At 70.3% G+C, this 17,756-nt stretch carries 13 protein-coding genes; 4 read left to right on the top strand and 9 right to left on the bottom strand.

The window, feature by feature from the left end:
• Positions 1-197: 197 nt before the first annotated feature.
• From ACWDMM_RS27660 to ACWDMM_RS27650, 3 genes are all read right to left on the bottom strand, one after another.
• Positions 198-1,337 (bottom strand): isobutyryl-CoA dehydrogenase, encoded by a 1,140-nt coding sequence (locus tag ACWDMM_RS27660; RefSeq protein WP_195080583.1) that lies wholly within the window; start codon positions 1,335-1,337, stop codon positions 198-200.
• Positions 1,338-1,342: 5 nt separating this feature from the next.
• Positions 1,343-2,842: a CoA-acylating methylmalonate-semialdehyde dehydrogenase gene (locus ACWDMM_RS27655; RefSeq protein ID WP_195080582.1), complete on the bottom strand. Its 1,500-nt coding sequence runs from the start codon at positions 2,840-2,842 to the stop codon at positions 1,343-1,345.
• A gap of 170 nt (positions 2,843-3,012) precedes the next feature.
• Entirely contained in the window at positions 3,013-3,984 is a 972-nt protein-coding gene (locus ACWDMM_RS27650) for a DUF2157 domain-containing protein (protein WP_357103626.1), read from the bottom strand.
• A 193-nt stretch (positions 3,985-4,177) separates the two neighbouring features.
• On the opposite strand from ACWDMM_RS27650, the gene icmF reads away from it, so the two are divergent.
• Together icmF and ACWDMM_RS27640 are read left to right on the top strand one after the other, a co-directional pair.
• Entirely contained in the window at positions 4,178-7,396 is a 3,219-nt protein-coding gene (gene icmF / locus ACWDMM_RS27645; protein WP_357103629.1) for a fused isobutyryl-CoA mutase/GTPase IcmF, read from the top strand.
• Positions 7,397-7,581: 185 nt separating this feature from the next.
• Positions 7,582-8,652 (top strand): amidohydrolase family protein, encoded by a 1,071-nt coding sequence (locus tag ACWDMM_RS27640; RefSeq protein ID WP_195080579.1) that lies wholly within the window; start codon positions 7,582-7,584, stop codon positions 8,650-8,652.
• Positions 8,653-8,670: 18 nt separating this feature from the next.
• Here ACWDMM_RS27640 and ACWDMM_RS27635 read toward each other — a convergent pair whose 3' ends face one another.
• The 3 genes from ACWDMM_RS27635 to ACWDMM_RS27625 form a co-directional block, all read right to left on the bottom strand.
• Positions 8,671-9,468, bottom strand: coding sequence for a helical backbone metal receptor (locus tag ACWDMM_RS27635; protein ID WP_195080578.1), 798 nt, complete (start codon positions 9,466-9,468; stop codon positions 8,671-8,673).
• 283 nt (positions 9,469-9,751) lie between these two features.
• Positions 9,752-10,519 carry an SWIM zinc finger family protein gene (locus ACWDMM_RS27630; RefSeq protein WP_357103633.1) on the bottom strand — a complete coding sequence of 256 codons (768 nt, stop codon included), beginning with the start codon at positions 10,517-10,519 and terminating at the stop codon, positions 9,752-9,754.
• Positions 10,516-13,326 (bottom strand): DEAD/DEAH box helicase, encoded by a 2,811-nt coding sequence (locus ACWDMM_RS27625; RefSeq protein WP_357103635.1) that lies wholly within the window; start codon positions 13,324-13,326, stop codon positions 10,516-10,518. The genes ACWDMM_RS27630 and ACWDMM_RS27625 overlap by 4 nt, the downstream gene beginning before the upstream one ends.
• Before the next feature lie 149 nt (positions 13,327-13,475).
• Between ACWDMM_RS27625 and ACWDMM_RS27620 the strand changes: the two genes are divergently transcribed.
• Positions 13,476-13,838, top strand: coding sequence for a hypothetical protein (locus ACWDMM_RS27620; RefSeq protein ID WP_195080575.1), 363 nt, complete (start codon positions 13,476-13,478; stop codon positions 13,836-13,838).
• 4 nt (positions 13,839-13,842) lie between these two features.
• Here the strand turns inward: ACWDMM_RS27620 and ACWDMM_RS27615 are convergent, their stop codons facing one another.
• A complete protein-coding gene (locus ACWDMM_RS27615; protein ID WP_449940220.1) occupies positions 13,843-14,661 on the bottom strand; it encodes a sulfurtransferase in 819 nt (272 codons plus the stop codon).
• Positions 14,662-14,834: 173 nt separating this feature from the next.
• Here ACWDMM_RS27615 and ACWDMM_RS27610 point away from each other — a divergent pair, with 173 nt between their 5' ends.
• Positions 14,835-16,034 carry a benzoate/H(+) symporter BenE family transporter gene (locus ACWDMM_RS27610; RefSeq protein ID WP_195080573.1) on the top strand — a complete coding sequence of 400 codons (1,200 nt, stop codon included), beginning with the start codon at positions 14,835-14,837 and terminating at the stop codon, positions 16,032-16,034.
• Positions 16,035-16,276: 242 nt separating this feature from the next.
• Here the strand turns inward: ACWDMM_RS27610 and ACWDMM_RS27605 are convergent, their stop codons facing one another.
• Positions 16,277-17,083: an SDR family oxidoreductase gene (locus ACWDMM_RS27605; protein ID WP_357103642.1), complete on the bottom strand. Its 807-nt coding sequence runs from the start codon at positions 17,081-17,083 to the stop codon at positions 16,277-16,279.
• A gap of 145 nt (positions 17,084-17,228) precedes the next feature.
• Positions 17,229-17,720, bottom strand: coding sequence for an Lrp/AsnC family transcriptional regulator (locus ACWDMM_RS27600; RefSeq protein WP_195080571.1), 492 nt, complete (start codon positions 17,718-17,720; stop codon positions 17,229-17,231).
• Between the last annotated feature and the right edge of the window lie 36 nt (positions 17,721-17,756).

The following is a 17,756-nucleotide window of genomic DNA, read 5'->3' as shown; positions in this document are numbered from 1 at the left end:
GCGGGGCCCTGCGTGGTCACGCTGCGCTGCCGCCTCCGGGCCTGACCGCTCATGCTCTGTCCTTTCCGGCATGAACGGGGCCCTGCGTGGTCACGCTGCGCTGCCGCCTCCGGGCCTGACCGCTCATGCTCTGTCCTTTCCGGCATGAGCGGGGCCCTGCGTGGTCACGCTGCGCTGCCGCCTCCGGGCCTGACCGCTCATGCCGCTCCTACCAATGCGCGGGCGACGACCACCCGCATGATTTCGTTGGTGCCCTCGAGGATCTGGTGCACCCGCAGATCCCGGACGATCTTCTCCACGCCGTACTCGGTCAGGTAGCCGTAGCCGCCGTGCAGTTGCAGGGCTTTGTTGGCCACCTCGAAGCCCGCGTCGGTGGCGAAGCGCTTCGCCATGGCGCACAGCTCCACCTTGTCCGGCGCGTCGGCGTCCAGCGCGGAGGCGGCCCGCCACAGCAGCGTGCGGGCGGCCTCCAATTCGATGCGCATATCGGCGAGTTCGAATTGCAGCGCCGGATTCCGCAGCAGCGGCTTGCCGAACGCGTGCCGCTCGGCGAGATACGGCACCGTCTTGTCCAGCGCCGCCTGCGCGCCGCCGACCGAGCACGCGGCGATGTTGAGCCTGCCGCCGTTGAGCCCGTTCATCGCGATGCGGAAGCCGTCACCCTCCGCGCCGAGCCGGTTGGCCGCCGGGACCCTGGCGTCGGAGAAGATCACCTGACGGGTCGGCTGCGCGTTCCAGCCCATCTTCTTCTCGTTGGCTCCCACGGAGATGCCGGGAGTGTCGGCGGGCACGATGAACGCCGAGATCCCGCGCGCTCCGGAGTCTCCGGTCCTGGCCATCACGACGTAGACGTCCGTGGCGCCCGCGCCGGAGATGAACTGTTTGGCGCCGTTGAAGACGTAGTCGTCACCATCGCGCACGGCTTTGGTGCTCAACGCCGCCGCGTCCGAGCCGACGCCCGGCTCGGTGAGCGCGTAGCTGGCCAGCGTCTCCATCGCGGTCAGTCCGGGCAGCCAGCGGTTGCGCTGATCGTCGTCGCCGTAGCGGTCGATCATCCACGCCGCCATGTTGTGGATGGAGATGTAGGCGGCGATGGCCGGGCAGCCGGTGGCCAGCTGCTCGAAGATGCGCACGGCGTCGAGCCTGCGCAGCCCCGAACCGCCCACGTCCTCGCGCACGTAGATGCCGCCGAGACCGAGCGGACCGGCCTTGCGCAGCACGTCCACCGGGAAATGCTTCTGCTCGTCCCATTCCAGCGCGTTCGGGGCGAGGAATTCGTCGGCGAAGCCGCGCGCGGTGTCGCGGATCGCCTTCTCGTCGTCGTCGAGTGCGAACATCCGCGTCAGTCCATCGTCGGGATGACGAACGCGTTGCTCTCCTTCAGGCCCGCGGGCCAGCGCTGCGTCACCGTCTTGGTCTTGGTGTAGAAGCGGATCGAGTCCGGGCCGTGCTGGTTCAGGTCCCCGAAGCCGGAACGCTTCCAGCCGCCGAAGGTGTAGTACGCGATCGGCACCGGGATCGGCACGTTGATGCCGACCATGCCGACCTGCACGCGCGCGGCGAAGTCGCGGGCGGTGTCGCCGTCCCTGGTGAAGATCGCGACGCCGTTGCCGTACTCGTGCTCGTTGGCCAGCCGCAGCCCTTCCTCGTAGTCCTTGGCGCGGACCACGCTGAGCACAGGGCCGAAGATCTCCTCGCGGTAGATCCGCATGTCCGTGGTCACCTTGTCGAACAGCGTCGCGCCGACGAAGTAGCCGTTCTCGGCGCCTTCCACGACCAGGCCGCGGCCGTCCACCACCAGCTCGGCCCCCTCATCGATGCCGATCTGGACGTAGTTGTTCACCCGGTTCACGCCGTCCTGGCCGACCAGCGGACCGTAGTCGGCGCCGGGATCGTCGGAACGGCCGACGTTGAGCTTGCGCACCCGCTCGGTCAGCTTGGCCACCAGGCGGTCTGCGGTCTCCTCGCCGACCGGGACGGCCACCGAGATGGCCATGCAGCGCTCGCCCGCGGACCCGTAGCCTGCGCCGATGAGCTGATCGGCCACGTCGTCGAGGTCGGCGTCGGGCATGACGATCGCGTGGTTCTTCGCGCCGCCGAAGCACTGGGCGCGCTTGCCGTTCGCGGTCGCGGTCTCGTAGATGTACTGCGCGATGGGGGTGGAGCCGACGAAGCCGACGGCCTTGACGCGCGGATCGTGCAGCAGCGTGTCGACGGCTTCCTTGTCGCCGTTGACCACGTTGAACACACCGGCGGGCAGACCGGCCTCGAGGAACAGCTCGGCCAGCCGCAGCGGCACCGACGGGTCGCGCTCGGACGGCTTGAGCACGAACGCGTTGCCGGTGGCCAGCGCGGGACCGGCCTTCCACAGCGGGATCATGGCCGGGAAGTTGAACGGGGTGATGCCCGCGACGACGCCGAGCGGCTGGCGCATCGAGTAGACGTCGATGCCGGTGCCCGCGCCCTCGGTGTACTCGCCCTTGAGCAGGTGCGGGATGCCGGTGGCGAACTCGATGACCTCCAGGCCGCGCTGGATGTCGCCCTTCGCGTCGGCGATGGTCTTGCCGTGCTCGGAGGACAGCAGGGCGGCCAGCGAGTCCATCTCGTCCTGCACCAGCGTCAGGAACTTCATCAGCACCCGCGCCCGCTTCTGCGGGTTGAACGCGGCCCACACCGGCTGCGCCGCCTCCGCGTTCGCGATGGCCGCCTCGACCTCGGACTTGCTCGCCAGCGGCACCCGCGCCTGCACCTGGCCGAGGTTGGGGTCGAAGACGTCGCCGAAGTTGCCGGACGTGCCCGGCACATGCTGTCCGCCGATGAAATGGGTGAGTTCGCGAACCATGCCAGTCCTGTTCTCGTAGCGATCGGGACACCGCGGTGCGGTATGCCGGTCATCCTATAGTTGGACGTCCAAGTATTGGTACTGCGCCAAGAGCGATGTGATTCATCCCACCACCGCGGCTATGCCGACGGCAAGCGCAGCCGTCGGGTCGGCCGCGACCGCCGGGCGGTTTACGTCTTCGGCACCGCCACCGGCGGATCTGGTCGCTTGTCCCGCCGCGGCCGCGTCAACCGGAACGCGCCCGCCGCGAGCGTGGTCGCGCCGATCGCCACGACCACCGCCGCCGCGCCGAGGGAGTCGCCGGTCCATTCCGAGACCGCCTCCCCGGCGGCGACCGCGATGGTGACCCCACCCCCGATGACGAGCACCGCCGAGCGCTGCGTCGCGTACAACGCGAAGCAGACCACGGCGATCACCGCCGTCACCCCATAGGCCCAGGCCCGGCCGTCGAGACTCTGCGCTGCCGCGACGGAGGTGACGATCGCGATCAGGTATCCGACCCGGAGGTCGGCCGTGGCGCCGGTTCTGGTCAGGCCGAACCACCCGGCGCCGAGCAGTAGCACCGCCACGGCGGCCCACATGTCGTCGAGGTCGAACACTTCGGTCAGCACCCCGGCGACGGCCGCGGGCACGAAGCAGGCGCAGACGAGCATGCCGAGCACGGAGGGCAGCGCGAGGTAACCGAGCACCGCGATCACCGCCCCGGCCGCGCACGCGAAAACCCAACCGGCATCGGCTCCGTCGAGCGCGGTGCCGACGGAGCCGGCGACCGCGACGGAACCGAGGGCGAACAGCGCGGCCGCCAACCTGCCGCGGGCGCTGTGGGCGTTCCCGCGACCGGACGGCAGCCCGGCGAGCAGCACTCCTCCGAGCAGCAGACCGGCCGCCACGACGGCGAGCACGCCGACCCGTACCGGCCGATCGAGCGCATCCCAGGACGAGGCCGCCACCAGGGCGATTCCCCCGAACAGCAGACCCGCGCCTACGTACGAGGCGATTTCGGCGAGCACCCTGCCGCGCGCCGACGCCGCGGCCCGCTCGACGGCCAACGCCGCGAGCACCGCGTCGGCCTGGTCACGGGTCAGCACGCCGTCGGCGACCAGCCGCCCGATCGCGGCGTCCGCTCTGCCGTCGCTCACCATGCGCCCAGTATGTCCGAGTCCGCCGCTATGACAACACGATCGGCCGCGCGACCGACCGGAGTTCCAGGTCCATCGCTCGACAGCAACACGAAGACACCGCCGCGCGACGCGCTGGCGATGTGACGCCAGTCACCGTACGATTAGTTTGACGTCCTAGTATCGGGCGACAATGGAATCCCCGGAGGAATCCCCAGTGGCCGACAGCAGCGCGCTCTACACGCCCACCCATCCCGTTCGCTTCGTCACCTCGGCGGCCCTGTTCGACGGGCACGACGCGGCGATCAACATCATGCGCCGCATCCTGCAGAGCCAGGGCGCGGAGGTGATCCACCTCGGCCACAACCGCTCGGTCGGTGAGGTGGTCGACGCCGTGCTCACCGAGGACGCCCAGGGCGTCGCGGTCAGCTCCTACCAGGGCGGCCATGTGGAGTACTTCGAATATCTCGCCGACGCGCTGCGCGAAGCCGGAGCCGGGCACGTGCGGATCTTCGGCGGCGGCGGTGGCGTGATCGTGGCGGAGGAGATCGCGCGGCTGGCCGCGTCCGGCGTGACCATCTTCTCCCCCGAGGACGGACAGCGACTCGGCCTGCCCGGCATGATCAATCAGCTGATCCGCGCTTGCGATGTCGACCTCGCGGCCGAGCCGCCCGCGCCGGACGCGGTGCTCGCGGGCGAGCGCGCCGCCCTGGCGCGCGCCATCACCTGCCTGCAAGCGGACGCGCTGCCGGAGGCCGACCGCAGGAAGCTGGCCGAGGCCGCGGCGGCGCGCACCGTGCCGGTGCTCGGCATCACCGGGACGGGCGGCTCAGGAAAGTCCTCGCTCACCGACGAATTGGTGCGCAGGCTGCGGTCGGACCAGCAGGACAAGGTGCGCGTGGCGATTCTCGCCGTCGACCCGACCCGGCGGCGCGGCGGCGGCGCGCTGCTCGGCGACCGCATCCGGATGAACGCCCTCGACGGCGAGCACGTCTTCTTCCGCTCGCTGGCCACCCGCGGCGGACACGAACTGCCGGACAACATCGATCTCATCGTGGCCGCTTGCAAGGCGGCGGGCTACGACCTGGTCATCCTGGAGACGCCGGGCATCGGCCAAGGCGACGCCGCGGTGATCGACCACGTGGACGTGTCGATGTACGTGATGACGCCCGAGTTCGGCGCCGCCTCCCAGCTGGAGAAGATCGACATGCTGGACTACGCGGACGTGGTGGCGATCAACAAGTTCGAGCGCCGCGGCGCCGCGGACGCGCTGCGCGACGTGGCCAGGCAGCTGGTCCGCAATCGCGAGGCCTTCCACGCCGCGCCGGAGGACATGCCGGTGTTCGGCACCAGCGCGGCGACGTTCAACGACGACGGCGTGACGGCGCTCTACCAGCACCTGACCGGCCTGCTCGCGAACCACGGCCTGCGGCTGGAGCCGGGCGCGCTGCCCCGGGTGGACACCCGCGCGTCCACCCGCTTCGCCCAGCTCATCCCGCCCGCGCGGGTGCGCTACCTGGCCGAGATCGCCGAGACCGTGCGCGACTACCACGCCGAGACCGCCGCGCAGGTGCCGGCCGCGCGACGGCTGCAACGTCTGGAGCAGGTCGCGGCCGAACTGCCCGACGACACCGCCGTCGCGGAACTGGCCGAACGCGCCCGCGCCGATCTCACCCCCGCGAACGCCGCGCTGCTGGCGGAGTGGCCCGCGCTCGCCGAGTCGTATCGCGGCGAAGAACAGGTGGTCCGGGTGCGGGACCGGGAGATCCACACCCCACTGCGCCGGGAGACTCTGTCGGGCAGTTCGATTCCGCGCGTCGCGCTGCCCCGTTTCACCGACCACGGTGAGCTGCTGCGATTCCTGCGCGCCGAGCATCTGCCGGGGCGCTTCCCGTTCACCGCCGGAGTGTTCCCCTTCAAACGCGACAACGAGGACCCGGCGCGGATGTTCGCCGGCGAGGGCGACCCGTTCCGCACCAACCGCCGGTTCAAGGTGCTCAGCGAGCATTCCGACGCGAAAAGGCTGTCCACGGCCTTCGATTCGGTGACGCTCTACGGGCACGATCCCGCCGAGCGGCCCGATATCTACGGCAAGGTCGGCACGTCCGGCGTGTCGATCGCCTCGCTCGACGACATGAAGGTGCTCTACGACGGTTTCGACCTGACCGCGCCCACCACCTCGGTATCGATGACGATCAACGGCCCCGCGCCGACCATCCTGGCCTACTTCCTCAACACCGCGATCGATCAGGCGCTGGACCGCTTCGCGGCCGAGCAGGGACGGCCGCCGACCGACGCCGAAGCGGCCGACGTGCGCGCCCGCACGCTGGCGACGGTGCGCGGCACGGTGCAGGCCGACATCCTCAAGGAGGACCAGGGCCAGAACACCTGCATCTTCTCCACCGAGTTCAGCCTGCGCATGATGGCCGACATCCAGGAGTGGTTCGTGCGCAACGGCGTGCGCAATTTCTACTCGGTGTCGATCTCCGGCTATCACATCGCCGAGGCGGGCGCGAACCCGATCAGCCAGCTGGCCTTCACCTTGGCGAACGGATTCACCTATGTCGAGGCGTATCTCGCGCGCGGCATGCACATTGATGACTTCGCGCCCAACCTGTCGTTCTTCTTCTCCAACGGCATGGATCCGGAGTACTCCGTGATCGGCCGGGTGGCCCGCCGCATCTGGGCGATCGCCATGCGGGACCGCTACGGCGCCAACGAGCGGTCGCAGAAGCTGAAGTACCACATCCAGACCTCCGGCCGCTCGCTGCACGCGCAGGAGATGAACTTCAACGACATCCGCACCACGTTGCAGGCGCTGATCGCGATCTACGACAATTGCAACAGCCTGCACACCAACGCCTACGACGAGGCGGTCACCACGCCCACCGAGGAATCGGTGCGGCGCGCGCTGGCCATCCAGCTCATCATCAACCGCGAGTGGGGCGTCGCGATGAACGAGAACCCGCTGCAGGGCAGCTTCCTGATCGATGAGCTCACCGATCTGGTCGAGGAGGCGGTGCTGGCCGAGTTCGAGCGGATCAGCGAACGCGGCGGCGTGCTCGGCGCGATGGAGACCGGCTATCAGCGCGGCAAGATCCAGGACGAGTCGATGCGCTACGAACAGCGCAAGCACGACGGTTCGCTGCCCATCATCGGGGTGAACACCTTCCGCAACTCCCACGAGGAGCCGCACCGGGAGCTGGAGCTGGCGCGCGGCACCGAAGCGGAGAAGCAGTCCCAGCTGCGGCGGGTGCGCGAGTTCCAGCAGCGCAACCGCGACGCAGCCCATGCCGCGCTGGCCCGGCTGGAGGCGGTGGCCCGCACCGACGACAACATCTTCGATGTGCTGATGGACGCCGCACGCGTGTGCACGTTGCAGCAGGTCACCGACACGTTCTTCACCGTCGGCGGTCAATACCGCCGCAACGTGTGAGCTGGACGCGCGGATTCGGAGCTGGCGGTGCTCAGCGGACGGCCGTTCGCGCTCGCGCACCGGGTTCGCCCGCCGATCCGGCCGGACCCGCCGCGCAGACTCGGCCGACGCGGATTCCGGACGCACCGCGCGCCGCGCATGTGACAATCGCCGGGCAAACCTTCGGCGCGGTTGGGACGGCAGACATGGAGCTATCGGGAATCCGGATCATCGACGCACATATCCACCAGTGGGATCCGTTCACCACACCGCGGGATTTCAGCGCTCTGGCGAAACTGTTCCGGCTGCTGCCGGTGCCGGTGGACGCGGCCAAGCGCCTCGCGCCGCGGCGGGACCGGGAGTTCGTCGGTGATCCGGTCGCCTACCTGCGGCCCTACCTGCCGTTCGACTACCGCGCCGACGCCGGGAACGCGCCGATCGAGGTGATCGCGCACATCGAGGTCGAGTGGTCGCAATCGGGACCGTTGGGGAAGGCCGGGGAGACCGCCTGGGTCGCGGGACTGCCGCTGGCGGAGGCGCCTCGGCTCGGCGCGATCCTCGCCGGCGGCGACCCGGCCGACCCGGGGTTCGGCGAACTGCTCGACGCGCACGCCGCCGCCTCGCCGCTTCTGCGCGGTATCCGCACCATGGTCGCCCACCATCCCGATCCCGGGGTGCGGTCGTTCACCGGCACGCCGGGCAAACTCGTCACCAAGGAATTCCTGGACGGCTTCGCACGGCTGGCCGAGCGCGGCCTTTCGTTCGAAGCGTGGGTCTACTCGCACGCGATTCCCGACGTCACCGCGCTGGCCGAGCGCTATCCCGAAGTTCCGATCGTGCTGAATCACCTCGGCACCCCCGCTGGCATCTTCGGGGCGGTGGGCAAACACACCGGCGCCAATCCGGGCCTGCGCAGGCAGTTGCTGGTGCGATGGCGCGACGATCTGGCCGCGCTGGCCGAGCGGCCGAACGTGGTCGCGAAGGTGAGCGGACTGATGATGCCGATCCTGGGGCATCCGATCCCGCCGCGCGGCACGCCGACACCGGCGCCGCAACTGCTCGACCGCATCGGCCCGCTGGTCGAGCACGCCTTGGACGTCTTCGGCGCGGACCGTCTCATCTGGGGGTCCAACTTCCCGGTGGACAAGCCGGTCACCAGCATCGCGAACAGCATCGAGGCGATCGCGACGGCCGTCACCGGCCACGGCGGCGGGCAGGCCGAACTCGAGCAGATCTTCCGGACCACCGCGCAGCGCGTGTACCGGATCGCGGACTGATCCGGTTGTCGGTGGGCGTTACGAATCGGGTTGAGCCGCCCTGGCCAGCTGCGCGGTAAGGGTCTCGCGGGCGGTCGCCAACGACGGCCCGTACCAGGTGAGGGCCCGGCCCTCGACCAGCGCGACCGGTATGCCCGGAAATGCTTCCGGTCCATCGGTTTCGGTGAAGACGTAGGGCTCGTCGGGCAGCACCGCGATGTCCACGCCTTCGGTCAATTCGGCCTCCGTGATGCGCGGATAGCGGTCGGGGCGATCGGCGTGCACGAGCCGCAGGCCGAGACGGCGGGCGATGTCGCCGGTGAAAGTGTTGCGGCCCACCACCATCCACGGATTCCGCCAGACCGGGATGACGGCCGCGCGTACCGGTTCGGGCGGTGGTGCGGCCCAAGCGGTTCGAGCCTCGGCGAGCCAGGCGGGGATGTCGACGCCGAGCGCCTCGACACACAGCCGGGCGAGGGAGGCCATGGCATCCTCGACGGTCTCGATCTCGGTCACCCACACCGGGATTCCCGCCGCGCGCAGCCGTTCGACGTCGCGGCGGCGGTTCTCCTCCTTGTTGCACAGCACCAGGTCGGGAGCGAGTTCGATGATCCGGCGGACATCCGGGTTCTTGGTCCCACGGACCCGCTCGACCGCCAAGTCGGCTGGGTGCGTGCACCATCGCGTTGCGGCCACCAAGACGTCCGGGCAAGTGCGCGCCACCGCCTCGGTGAGTGATGGAACGAGCGACACCACCCGGCGCGGAGGTGTTCGCAGATCCACCGGAGCGCCGAGGTCGTCGCGGGGCGACCCGGCCGCCGGGCTCTTTCCTGCCACACTGTCAGCGTATAACAGGATGTTTACGCAGGTCTGTGCGCTTTTGCGGCCCGGAGACGAGGCGTGCGGCGCTCCGGCGGCGCGAGGCCGACGACTCGGCAAGTTCGGCACAAGGGCAGCAGCCGGGCGTCGCTGGGGCAGTTCCCGCACGGGTTACGCGGCGCGACACTGGATGGTGGCACCCGGCGTCGGGAAGTCTCCGGTCCCTTCGCTCCGCCGGTATCGATCCCGCCCCGACAGACCGGCGGTAACCGACAGCCCCGATGCTGGGTGCCAACCAAACTCAGCGGTCGAACCGCCGATAGAGCGCGGTGAGATCGCGCAGACCGGTCGCCGCGACCGTCTCCTCCGCCGAGGTCATCCGCAGCGCCTTGCGCAGCAGCAACGGATCCAAGTCTTCCAGGGCGGCCCGGAATTCGACCGCGGGCAAGTCCGGCAAGATACTGCGCTCACCGTACGGATCGTCGGCGACCGTGGGGCTCGGCTCGCGTTCGATGCCGCCGATCAGGGTGTCCAGATCGAGTCCGCGCAGGGTCAGGATCTCGCGCGGGTGTTCGTCGAGCCGCTCGGCCATCAGGTAGCAGACCGCGGCCACGTGCTTGCACGGCCAGCCCGGGTCCGGGCAGGTGCAGGTGAAATCCAGGTCCGCCGCGGTGCTCGGCAGCAGCAGCGGCCCCAGCCCGGCGGGCAGCGCGCCAGAGGCGATCTCGGCGAGCATGCCCGGCGCCGAGCGGATGGTCTCGATGAGCAATTCGATTTCGTCCTCGCGCAACGGGCGCACGGTGAACACCGCCGTGAACGGGCGCGGTTGACTGCCCTGCACTTCCGCCGTCACCGCGCCCGGCTCGATCCGGTAGTTCACCACCTGACCGGATCTGGCGTAGTTGCGGCCGCGCGCCAGCCGCCCCGGCTCCGCCATCCGCTCCACCGATTCCACCAGCGCCTTGCCCCACCAGGTACGGCCGAAACCGCCGCGCCTGCTGCGAGCTTCCACTCCGCCGCGCACCGGCAGCTTCTTGCCGTACTCGGAGTAGTCGATGAAAGGACTCATTCGCCCACCGCCGCCGCGCCGAGGGCGAACAGATCGCGCAGTTCGTCGGTGCTCAGTTCGGTGATCCAGTTCTCCCCGGCGCCGACGGCCAGATCGGCGAGCTGCCGCTTGCCGTTGATCATCTCGTCGATCCGCTCCTCGATCGTGTCCACGCACACCAGCTTGCGCACCTGCACATTGCGCTGCTGGCCGATCCGGAAGGCGCGGTCGGTGGCCTGGTTCTCCACCGCGGGATTCCACCAGCGATCCAGGTGGACCACGTGATTGGCGGCGGTGAGATTCAGCCCGGTGCCACCGGCCTTGAGCGACAACAACATCAGCGGCGGACCGTTCTGCGCCTGGAAACCGGTGACCATCGCGTCGCGCTTCTTCTTCGGCACGCCACCGTGCAGGAACGGGATCTCGGCGCCGAACCGCTCGGCCAGATACGGCGCGACCAGTTCGCCGAATTCCCGGAACTGGGTGAACAACAGCGCTTTCTCGCCGTCGGCCAGCACCGCGTCCACCACGTCCTCGACGAGGGCGAGCTTGCCGGAGCGGTGCGCCCCTCGGTGCAGCAGGCTCGACCCGTCGCCCAGGAAATGCGCGGGATGGTTGCACACCTGCTTGAGCCGGGTGAGCGCCCCGAGCACGGCGCCCTTGCGGGCCATGCCTTTCGCGTCCTTCAGCTTGGCGAGCATGTCGTCGACGACCGCCTGGTAGAGGGCGGCCTGCTCGACGGTGAGGTTGGCCCGCACGGTCATCTCCAGCTTCTCCGGCAGGTCGCTGATCACCGTGGGGTCGGTCTTCACCCGGCGCAGCACGAACGGCTGGGTGAGCCAGCGCAGGCGGCTGATCGCGTTCTGGTCGCGCTCGCGTTCGATGGGCACCGCGAAGCGGGCGCGGAACGACTGCGGGCTGCCGAGCACTTTGGGCATCGCGAAATCCATGATGGAGCGCAGCTCCTCCAAGCGGTTCTCCACCGGAGTGCCGGTGAGCGCCAGCCGATGTCGCGCGGGCAGCGACCGCGCCGCCCGCGCCTGCCGCGTCCCCGCGTTCTTGATGTGCTGCGCTTCGTCCAGCACGACGCGGTCCCACTGCTGCCTGCCCAGTTCCCCGGCGTCGCGCGCCAGCAGCGCGTAGGTGGTGATCACCAGATCCGCGGCGGCGACCGTCTCGTCGAACTCGGCGCCCGCTCGCCGCCCCGCGCCGTGGTGCACCCACACCCGCAGATCGGGCGCGAACCGCTCCGCCTCGCGCTGCCAGTTGCCGACCACCGACATCGGGCACACCAGCAAAGTCGGGCCGGGCTGCGGCTCGGACGTCTCCCGTTCGTGCACCAGCAGGGCCAGCACTTGAACGGTCTTGCCGAGCCCCATGTCGTCGGCCAGGATCGCCCCGCACCCCATCCGGCTCATGGTCGCCAGCCAGGCCAGGCCGCGTTCCTGGTAGGGCCGCAGCTCGGCCTTCAGCCCGACCGGCGCGGCGACCGCTTCCGGTTCCCGAGCGCGGTCGAGCAGGTCCCCGGCCCATCCCGAGGCGGTGACCTCGGTGATCGGCACCTGCGGCACCCGGGAGACCGCGATCTCGCCGAGCATGTCCGCGAAGGTGATCGGCGAGTCGTCGGCGTGCGCGGCGACATACTTGGCCGCGGCGGCCAGCGCCTTGTGATCGGCCTGCACCCATTGGCCGCGCAACTGGACAAGATCGGATTTGGCGCGTACCAGCCGTTCCATCTCGGCCGTGGTGAGCACCATCCCGCCGAGCGCGAGTTCCCAGCGGTAGGAGACCAGGCCGCGCAGACCCACCGTGCTCTCCGCGGCGGGCACCGCGCTCTCCACCCGCAACCGCATGCTCGGCTCGGCGACGCTCCAGGCGCGCGGGAGCAGCAACTGAACGCCCGCGTCATGCAGGGCGTGTACGCCGTGGGCGACCAGATCGAGCACCACTTCGGTGGGCAACAGCAGATCCATGCTGCGCGGATCGCTCGGCAGATCACGCAACCTCGGATACGCCCGCTGGGCCGCGCCGAGCTTGTCCACCGCTATCCGGACCAGATTCGGATCATCGTGCAGCGGAATGGTTCTCGGCGCCTCGCCGGTGAGCCGCAGGCACACCTCCAGTCGCCACAGCGCCACCGACTCGTCGGCGGCGCCGAGTTCGCCGTCCGGCTCGAGCAGCCGCAGCACCAGTTCCGGTTCGTCACCGGTCAGGCTGGCCCGCCAGCGCTCGAGCACCTCGGCGACCTGATAGCTGCCGCTGTCGAGCGGAACATCGCCGACCAGGGCGGCCACCAGCGGATGCGGTGAGTCCGGCAGGTCGGCCAGTGACCGCGCGATCGGGTCGGTGAGTTCGGTGACCAGGTTGTCGAGCAGTGCCGCCGGACGCCCGGCCACCCGCAACGCCTCCGGCATGGCGACCGCCAGTTCGGCCAGCCAGGCCCGCTGCCGCTCCCCGCCGACCAGCCGCCAGCGCACCCACCACTGGCCGTCCTCCCTGCGCAGCTCCGGCACGACACGCCCGGCGCGCACCCAGCGTTCGATGCCGCTCGCGACATGTGCCAGGTAGCGCAGATCCCCCGACACCAGCTCGGTGGGCAACCGTTGCCGCAGGGCCCGCGCCGCCACGGCCGGGGCCAGGGCGTGCGCGCGAACCCGCGCCGTCCCGGCGGCCCCGCCCTCGACGACCATGACCTCGGCCCGGTGCCGGAACTTCGATGCCCGCAGCACGCCGCCCAGCGGATCGGGAAGATCGGCGGACGTCGTGGCGGCCTGCGAGTCGTGCCAGAGCAGCAACCCGGCACCCGGCGACCACAGTCCGTGCAGCATCACCCCATCCAAGCAGGCGGGTACGACACGGCCGCGCACACCGTGCCACGACCGTTGTGGATTTCTGCGCCCAACCGGCACATACTGGAATATCCGCAGGTCATCGCAGAACAACCGCAGCTTGGTTTCGAGAAAGCGGAGGAAGCAGCATGACGATTCTGCTCCAGGTTCTCGAGCAGAGCTTCACACCGACGACCACGTGGGAACGGCGCAAATTCACCTTCGTGCATGCCGACAAGATCGTCGGGATGCGCCTCGACGGGCAGTGTGGCGTGTGGCTGGACCTGTCGCGTCCGGGTGAATCGCAGCGGCTGGCCCGCACCACCGACCCGCGTGAGGCGATCACTTTCCTGCTCACCACCTTCGCCAAGATCGCCGAATGCGAGGAGCGCGGTGGCTCGTGGGTGATCGGCCACGACGGGACGCATATCGAGTCGATCGCGGCCACCCGGTTCCCGCCCCGGGTGAGCGAGGTCGCCGACGACGACCTCCTGGCCCGGGCCTGGCTGTAAGGCGTCAGCTACCGGTCGCGACCGGTCGTTTCGGATCGTTCGACCACTGCGACCACGACCCGGGATACAACGCCGCCTCCACGCCCGCGATGGCGAGCGCCGCCACTTGGTGCGCCGCCGTCACGCCGGAACCGCAGTACACGGCCACCGGCCCGGATCCGAAACCGGCGAACCGGTCGCGCAGCTCCGCCACGGCGCGGAAGCGCCCGGCCGCGTCGAGATTGTCGGCGGTCGGAGCGCTCAACGCGCCGGGGATGTGCCCGGCGCGGGGGTCGATCGGCTCCACCTCGCCGCGGAAACGCTCGCCCGCCCTGGCATCCAGCAGCACGCCCTTCCAGCGCGCCGCCGCGTCGGCGTCGATCACGGGCAGGTGGCCGGGGCGCAGTTCGACGTCACCCGGTTGCGGGTCGGGCTCGGCGCCGGTCGCGACGGCGCCACCCGCTTCGATCCAGGCGGGCAACCCACCGTCGAGGATGCGCACGTCCGCGACGCCCGCCCAGCGCAGCAGCCACCAGGCGCGCGCGGCCGCCATGCCGCCGGTGGCGTCGTAGACGACCACCGGGTCACCCTCGCACAACCCCCAGCTGCGCGCGCACTTCTCCAGCTGCGCGGGGTCCGGCAGCGGATGCCTGCCGCGCGCGGGTGAGGGCGGCGCGGCCAGCTCGGTTTCCAGATCGACGAACACCGCGCCGGGCACATGCCCGGCGAGATAGTGCTGCGGCCCGTCCGGATCACCCAGCGCCCAGCGCACATCCAGTAGGCGAAGCCGTTTGTCCGCCAACGCTTCCCGAAGCTCCTCCGGTGAGATCAGTACCGCGCTCAACTCAGCTCCTCATCCCGAATCGCGTCCTCGCGCACCGACTCCCCCACCCTACGCATCCGGATGTGCCGATGTCGCCGAACACTCGCGCCGCTGCCGCCCGCAGGTCCAAGTCAGGCCAGTTTCGCGGCACTGGCAGGCGACACGCCTTCGTGACCAGCGGCAATATGCCACCGATGTCGAACGTATCCACCGAGACCACTGCCACCCCGCAGCAGGAACGGTCGCGAGCCGGACTGGCGCTGCCGCTGGGCGCGGGCGCGGTGACGGCGCTGGTCGGATTCACCAGCTCGTTCGCCGTGGTGCTGAGCGGCTTGACCGCGGTAGGGGCGAGCCACGCCCAGGCCGCGTCGGGCCTGCTGGCGCTGTGCGTCACGCAGGCGATCGGCATGATGGCGCTGAGCTACCGCTACCGCATGCCGATCACGCTGGCCTGGTCGACGCCGGGCGCGGCGCTGCTGGCGGGGACGGGCGCGGTGACGGGCGGCTGGCCCGCCGCGATCGGGGCGTTCGCGGTGGCGGGGGTGCTGATCGTCGTCACCGGACTGTGGCAGCGGCTCGGCGCGCTGGTCGCGGCGATTCCGGTGGAGATAGCGCAGGCCATGCTGGCCGGAGTGCTGCTGCCGCTGTGCCTGGCGCCGGTGCGGGCGGTGCAGACCAGTCCGGCGGTGGTGGCGCCGGTGATCCTGGTCTGGCTGGTGCTGCAACGATATGCCCAGCGCTGGGCCGTGATCGCGGCGTTCGCCACCGCCGCGGTCGCCGCCGCCGCCAGCATCGCCGTGCAGCACCGGCGCCTCGACGTCGGCGCGATGGTTCCGCACCTGGAGCTGACGCTGCCGCAGTGGAGCTGGCAACCCGTGATCGGTGTCGCGATTCCGCTCTACATCGTCACCATGGCCTCGCAGAACATCCCGGGCACCGCGGTGCTGGCCTCGTTCGACTACCGGGTGCCGTGGCGCGCGGCGATGACGGTCACCGGGCTCGGCACCATCGTCGGCGCGCCCGCGGGCGGGCACGCGATCAATCTCGCCGCCATCAGCGCCGCGCTCTCGGCGGCTCCCTCGGCGCATCCGGACCCGAAGCGGCGCTGGATCGCGGCGTTCACCACGGGCGCGATCTACCTGCTGCTCGCGCTCGGCTCGGCCGCCTTGGTCACGCTGATCGCGACCGCTCCGGCCGGAACACTGGAAACCGTCGCAGGTCTGGCCCTGCTGGCGACCCTGGCCGCGGCGCTCGGGGCGGCGCTGCGCTCCGAACACCGCGAGGCCGCCGTGGTGACCTTCCTGATCGCCGCCTCCGGAGTCGGCTTCGCGAACATCGGCGCCGCCTTCTGGGCATTGCTCGCCGGTCTCGTGGTGCGCAAGGTGCTGTGCTAAGTCGCCGGGCCGAGCGAAGGCCGAGGCAGCCGCCCTATTAGACACAGCCGGACGCAGTCCGCCCACAGCCCGCGCCGGGCCGAGCGAAGGCCGAGGCAGCCGCCCTATTAGACACAGCCGGACGCAGTCCGCCCACAGCCCGCGCTGGGCTGAGCGAAGGCCGAGGCAGCCGCCCTATTAGACACAGCCGGACGCAGTCCGCCCACAGCCCGCGCCGGGCCGAGCGGAGGCGAGGCAGCCGCTTACGCGCGCAGCGCGGCCTGGAAGCGGCGCATGCCATCGATCCAGCGGTCGTAATCGGAACCTTTGTGGCGGTACATCTTCAGGACCTCGGGGTGGGGCAGGATCAGGAAGTGCTCGTCGGCCACTCCGGCGAGCACGATTTCGGCGACCTCTTCCGGTGTCAGCACCGCGCCCGCGCTGGTCACGGCCTTGACCGCGAGTTCGGCTTCGGCGGCATGCTCCGGCGGAACGAGGCCGCCGCGCAGCAGCCGCGTGTCAACACCCATCGGGCACACGCAGCTCACCCGCACCCCCTGGTCGCCGTAGGTCACCGACAGCCACTCCGCGAAACCGACGGCCGCGTGCTTGGACACCGCGTAAGGGGCCGAACCGAGCTGGGTGAGCAGTCCCGCCGCCGACGCCGTGCCGACGAAATAGCCACCGCCACGGGCCAGCCACCCCGGCACGAGCAGCCGCGCGGCGCGGACGTGGGCCATCACGTTGACCTCCAGCGCCGCCGCCCACTGCTCATCGGTGCTGTCCAGACCCGCGCCGCCGCCGATGCCCGCGTTCGCGAAGTACAAGTCGACCGGTCCGAACTCCGCCTCGGCGCGCTCGAGCAACGCGCGGATCACCGCCTCGTCGGCCACGTCCCCGCCGACCGCGACCGCATCCGCCCCGAGAGACTCCGCGACCCGCGCGGCGCTCTCGCCGTCGAGGTCGGCGAGCACCACGCGCGCACCGGCGGCGACCAGCCGGGCGGCCAACGCCGCGCCGATCCCCGCGCCAGCCCCCGTGACAATGGCAACTTTGCCCGAAATCTCCATTCCCGCACCCTAGCGGCAGATCACCGCCCCCCGCCGAGAAGACCGCGACCACCTGATACCGGTCGCGTGGCGTATCTGCGCGAACTGGAACCCGGTGCCCGGCCGAGAATTCGTGGGCTCTCGATCGGACTCGGCGACAAGGTTTTCAGCCCGAATTCGCCAGCCGCTCCAGCAGCGGAGCGGTGCGCGGACCGACCAGCTCCCGCATCACCAGCGCCATGTTCGTCCGCTCGACGCCGGGGATCTTGAGGATCTGCCCGGCGATGCGATACAGGTCGTCGGCGTCGCGCGCGACCACCCGCACGGTGAGATCGGTGAGTCCGGTCATGCCGCACACCTCGGTCACCTCGGGCACCTCGGCGAGTTCGTCCACCACCGAATCCAGCTGGTGCTGGTCGACGACCACCGCGACGAACGCCGCGAGCGGATAACCGAGCGCGCGCGGCTCGACGCGCCGCTCGAAGCTGCCCAGCACGCCGCCGGCCTCCCAGCGGGACAACCGGGCCTGCACGGTATTGCGGGACAGACCCAGCCGGGTGGCCAGCTCGACACCCGTCGCCCTGGGGTTGGCGACCAGTTCCAATAACAGCCTGGCGTCGGTGGCGTCCAGGCTCACGCCGGCGCTTTCTCTGGTCATACCACGCAGTATGACACCACCGCGCGGGTCGCAATT

The organism is Nocardia sp. NPDC003726, from assembly GCF_053586955.1.
This window is presented reverse-complemented; position numbering and strand designations above follow the sequence as displayed.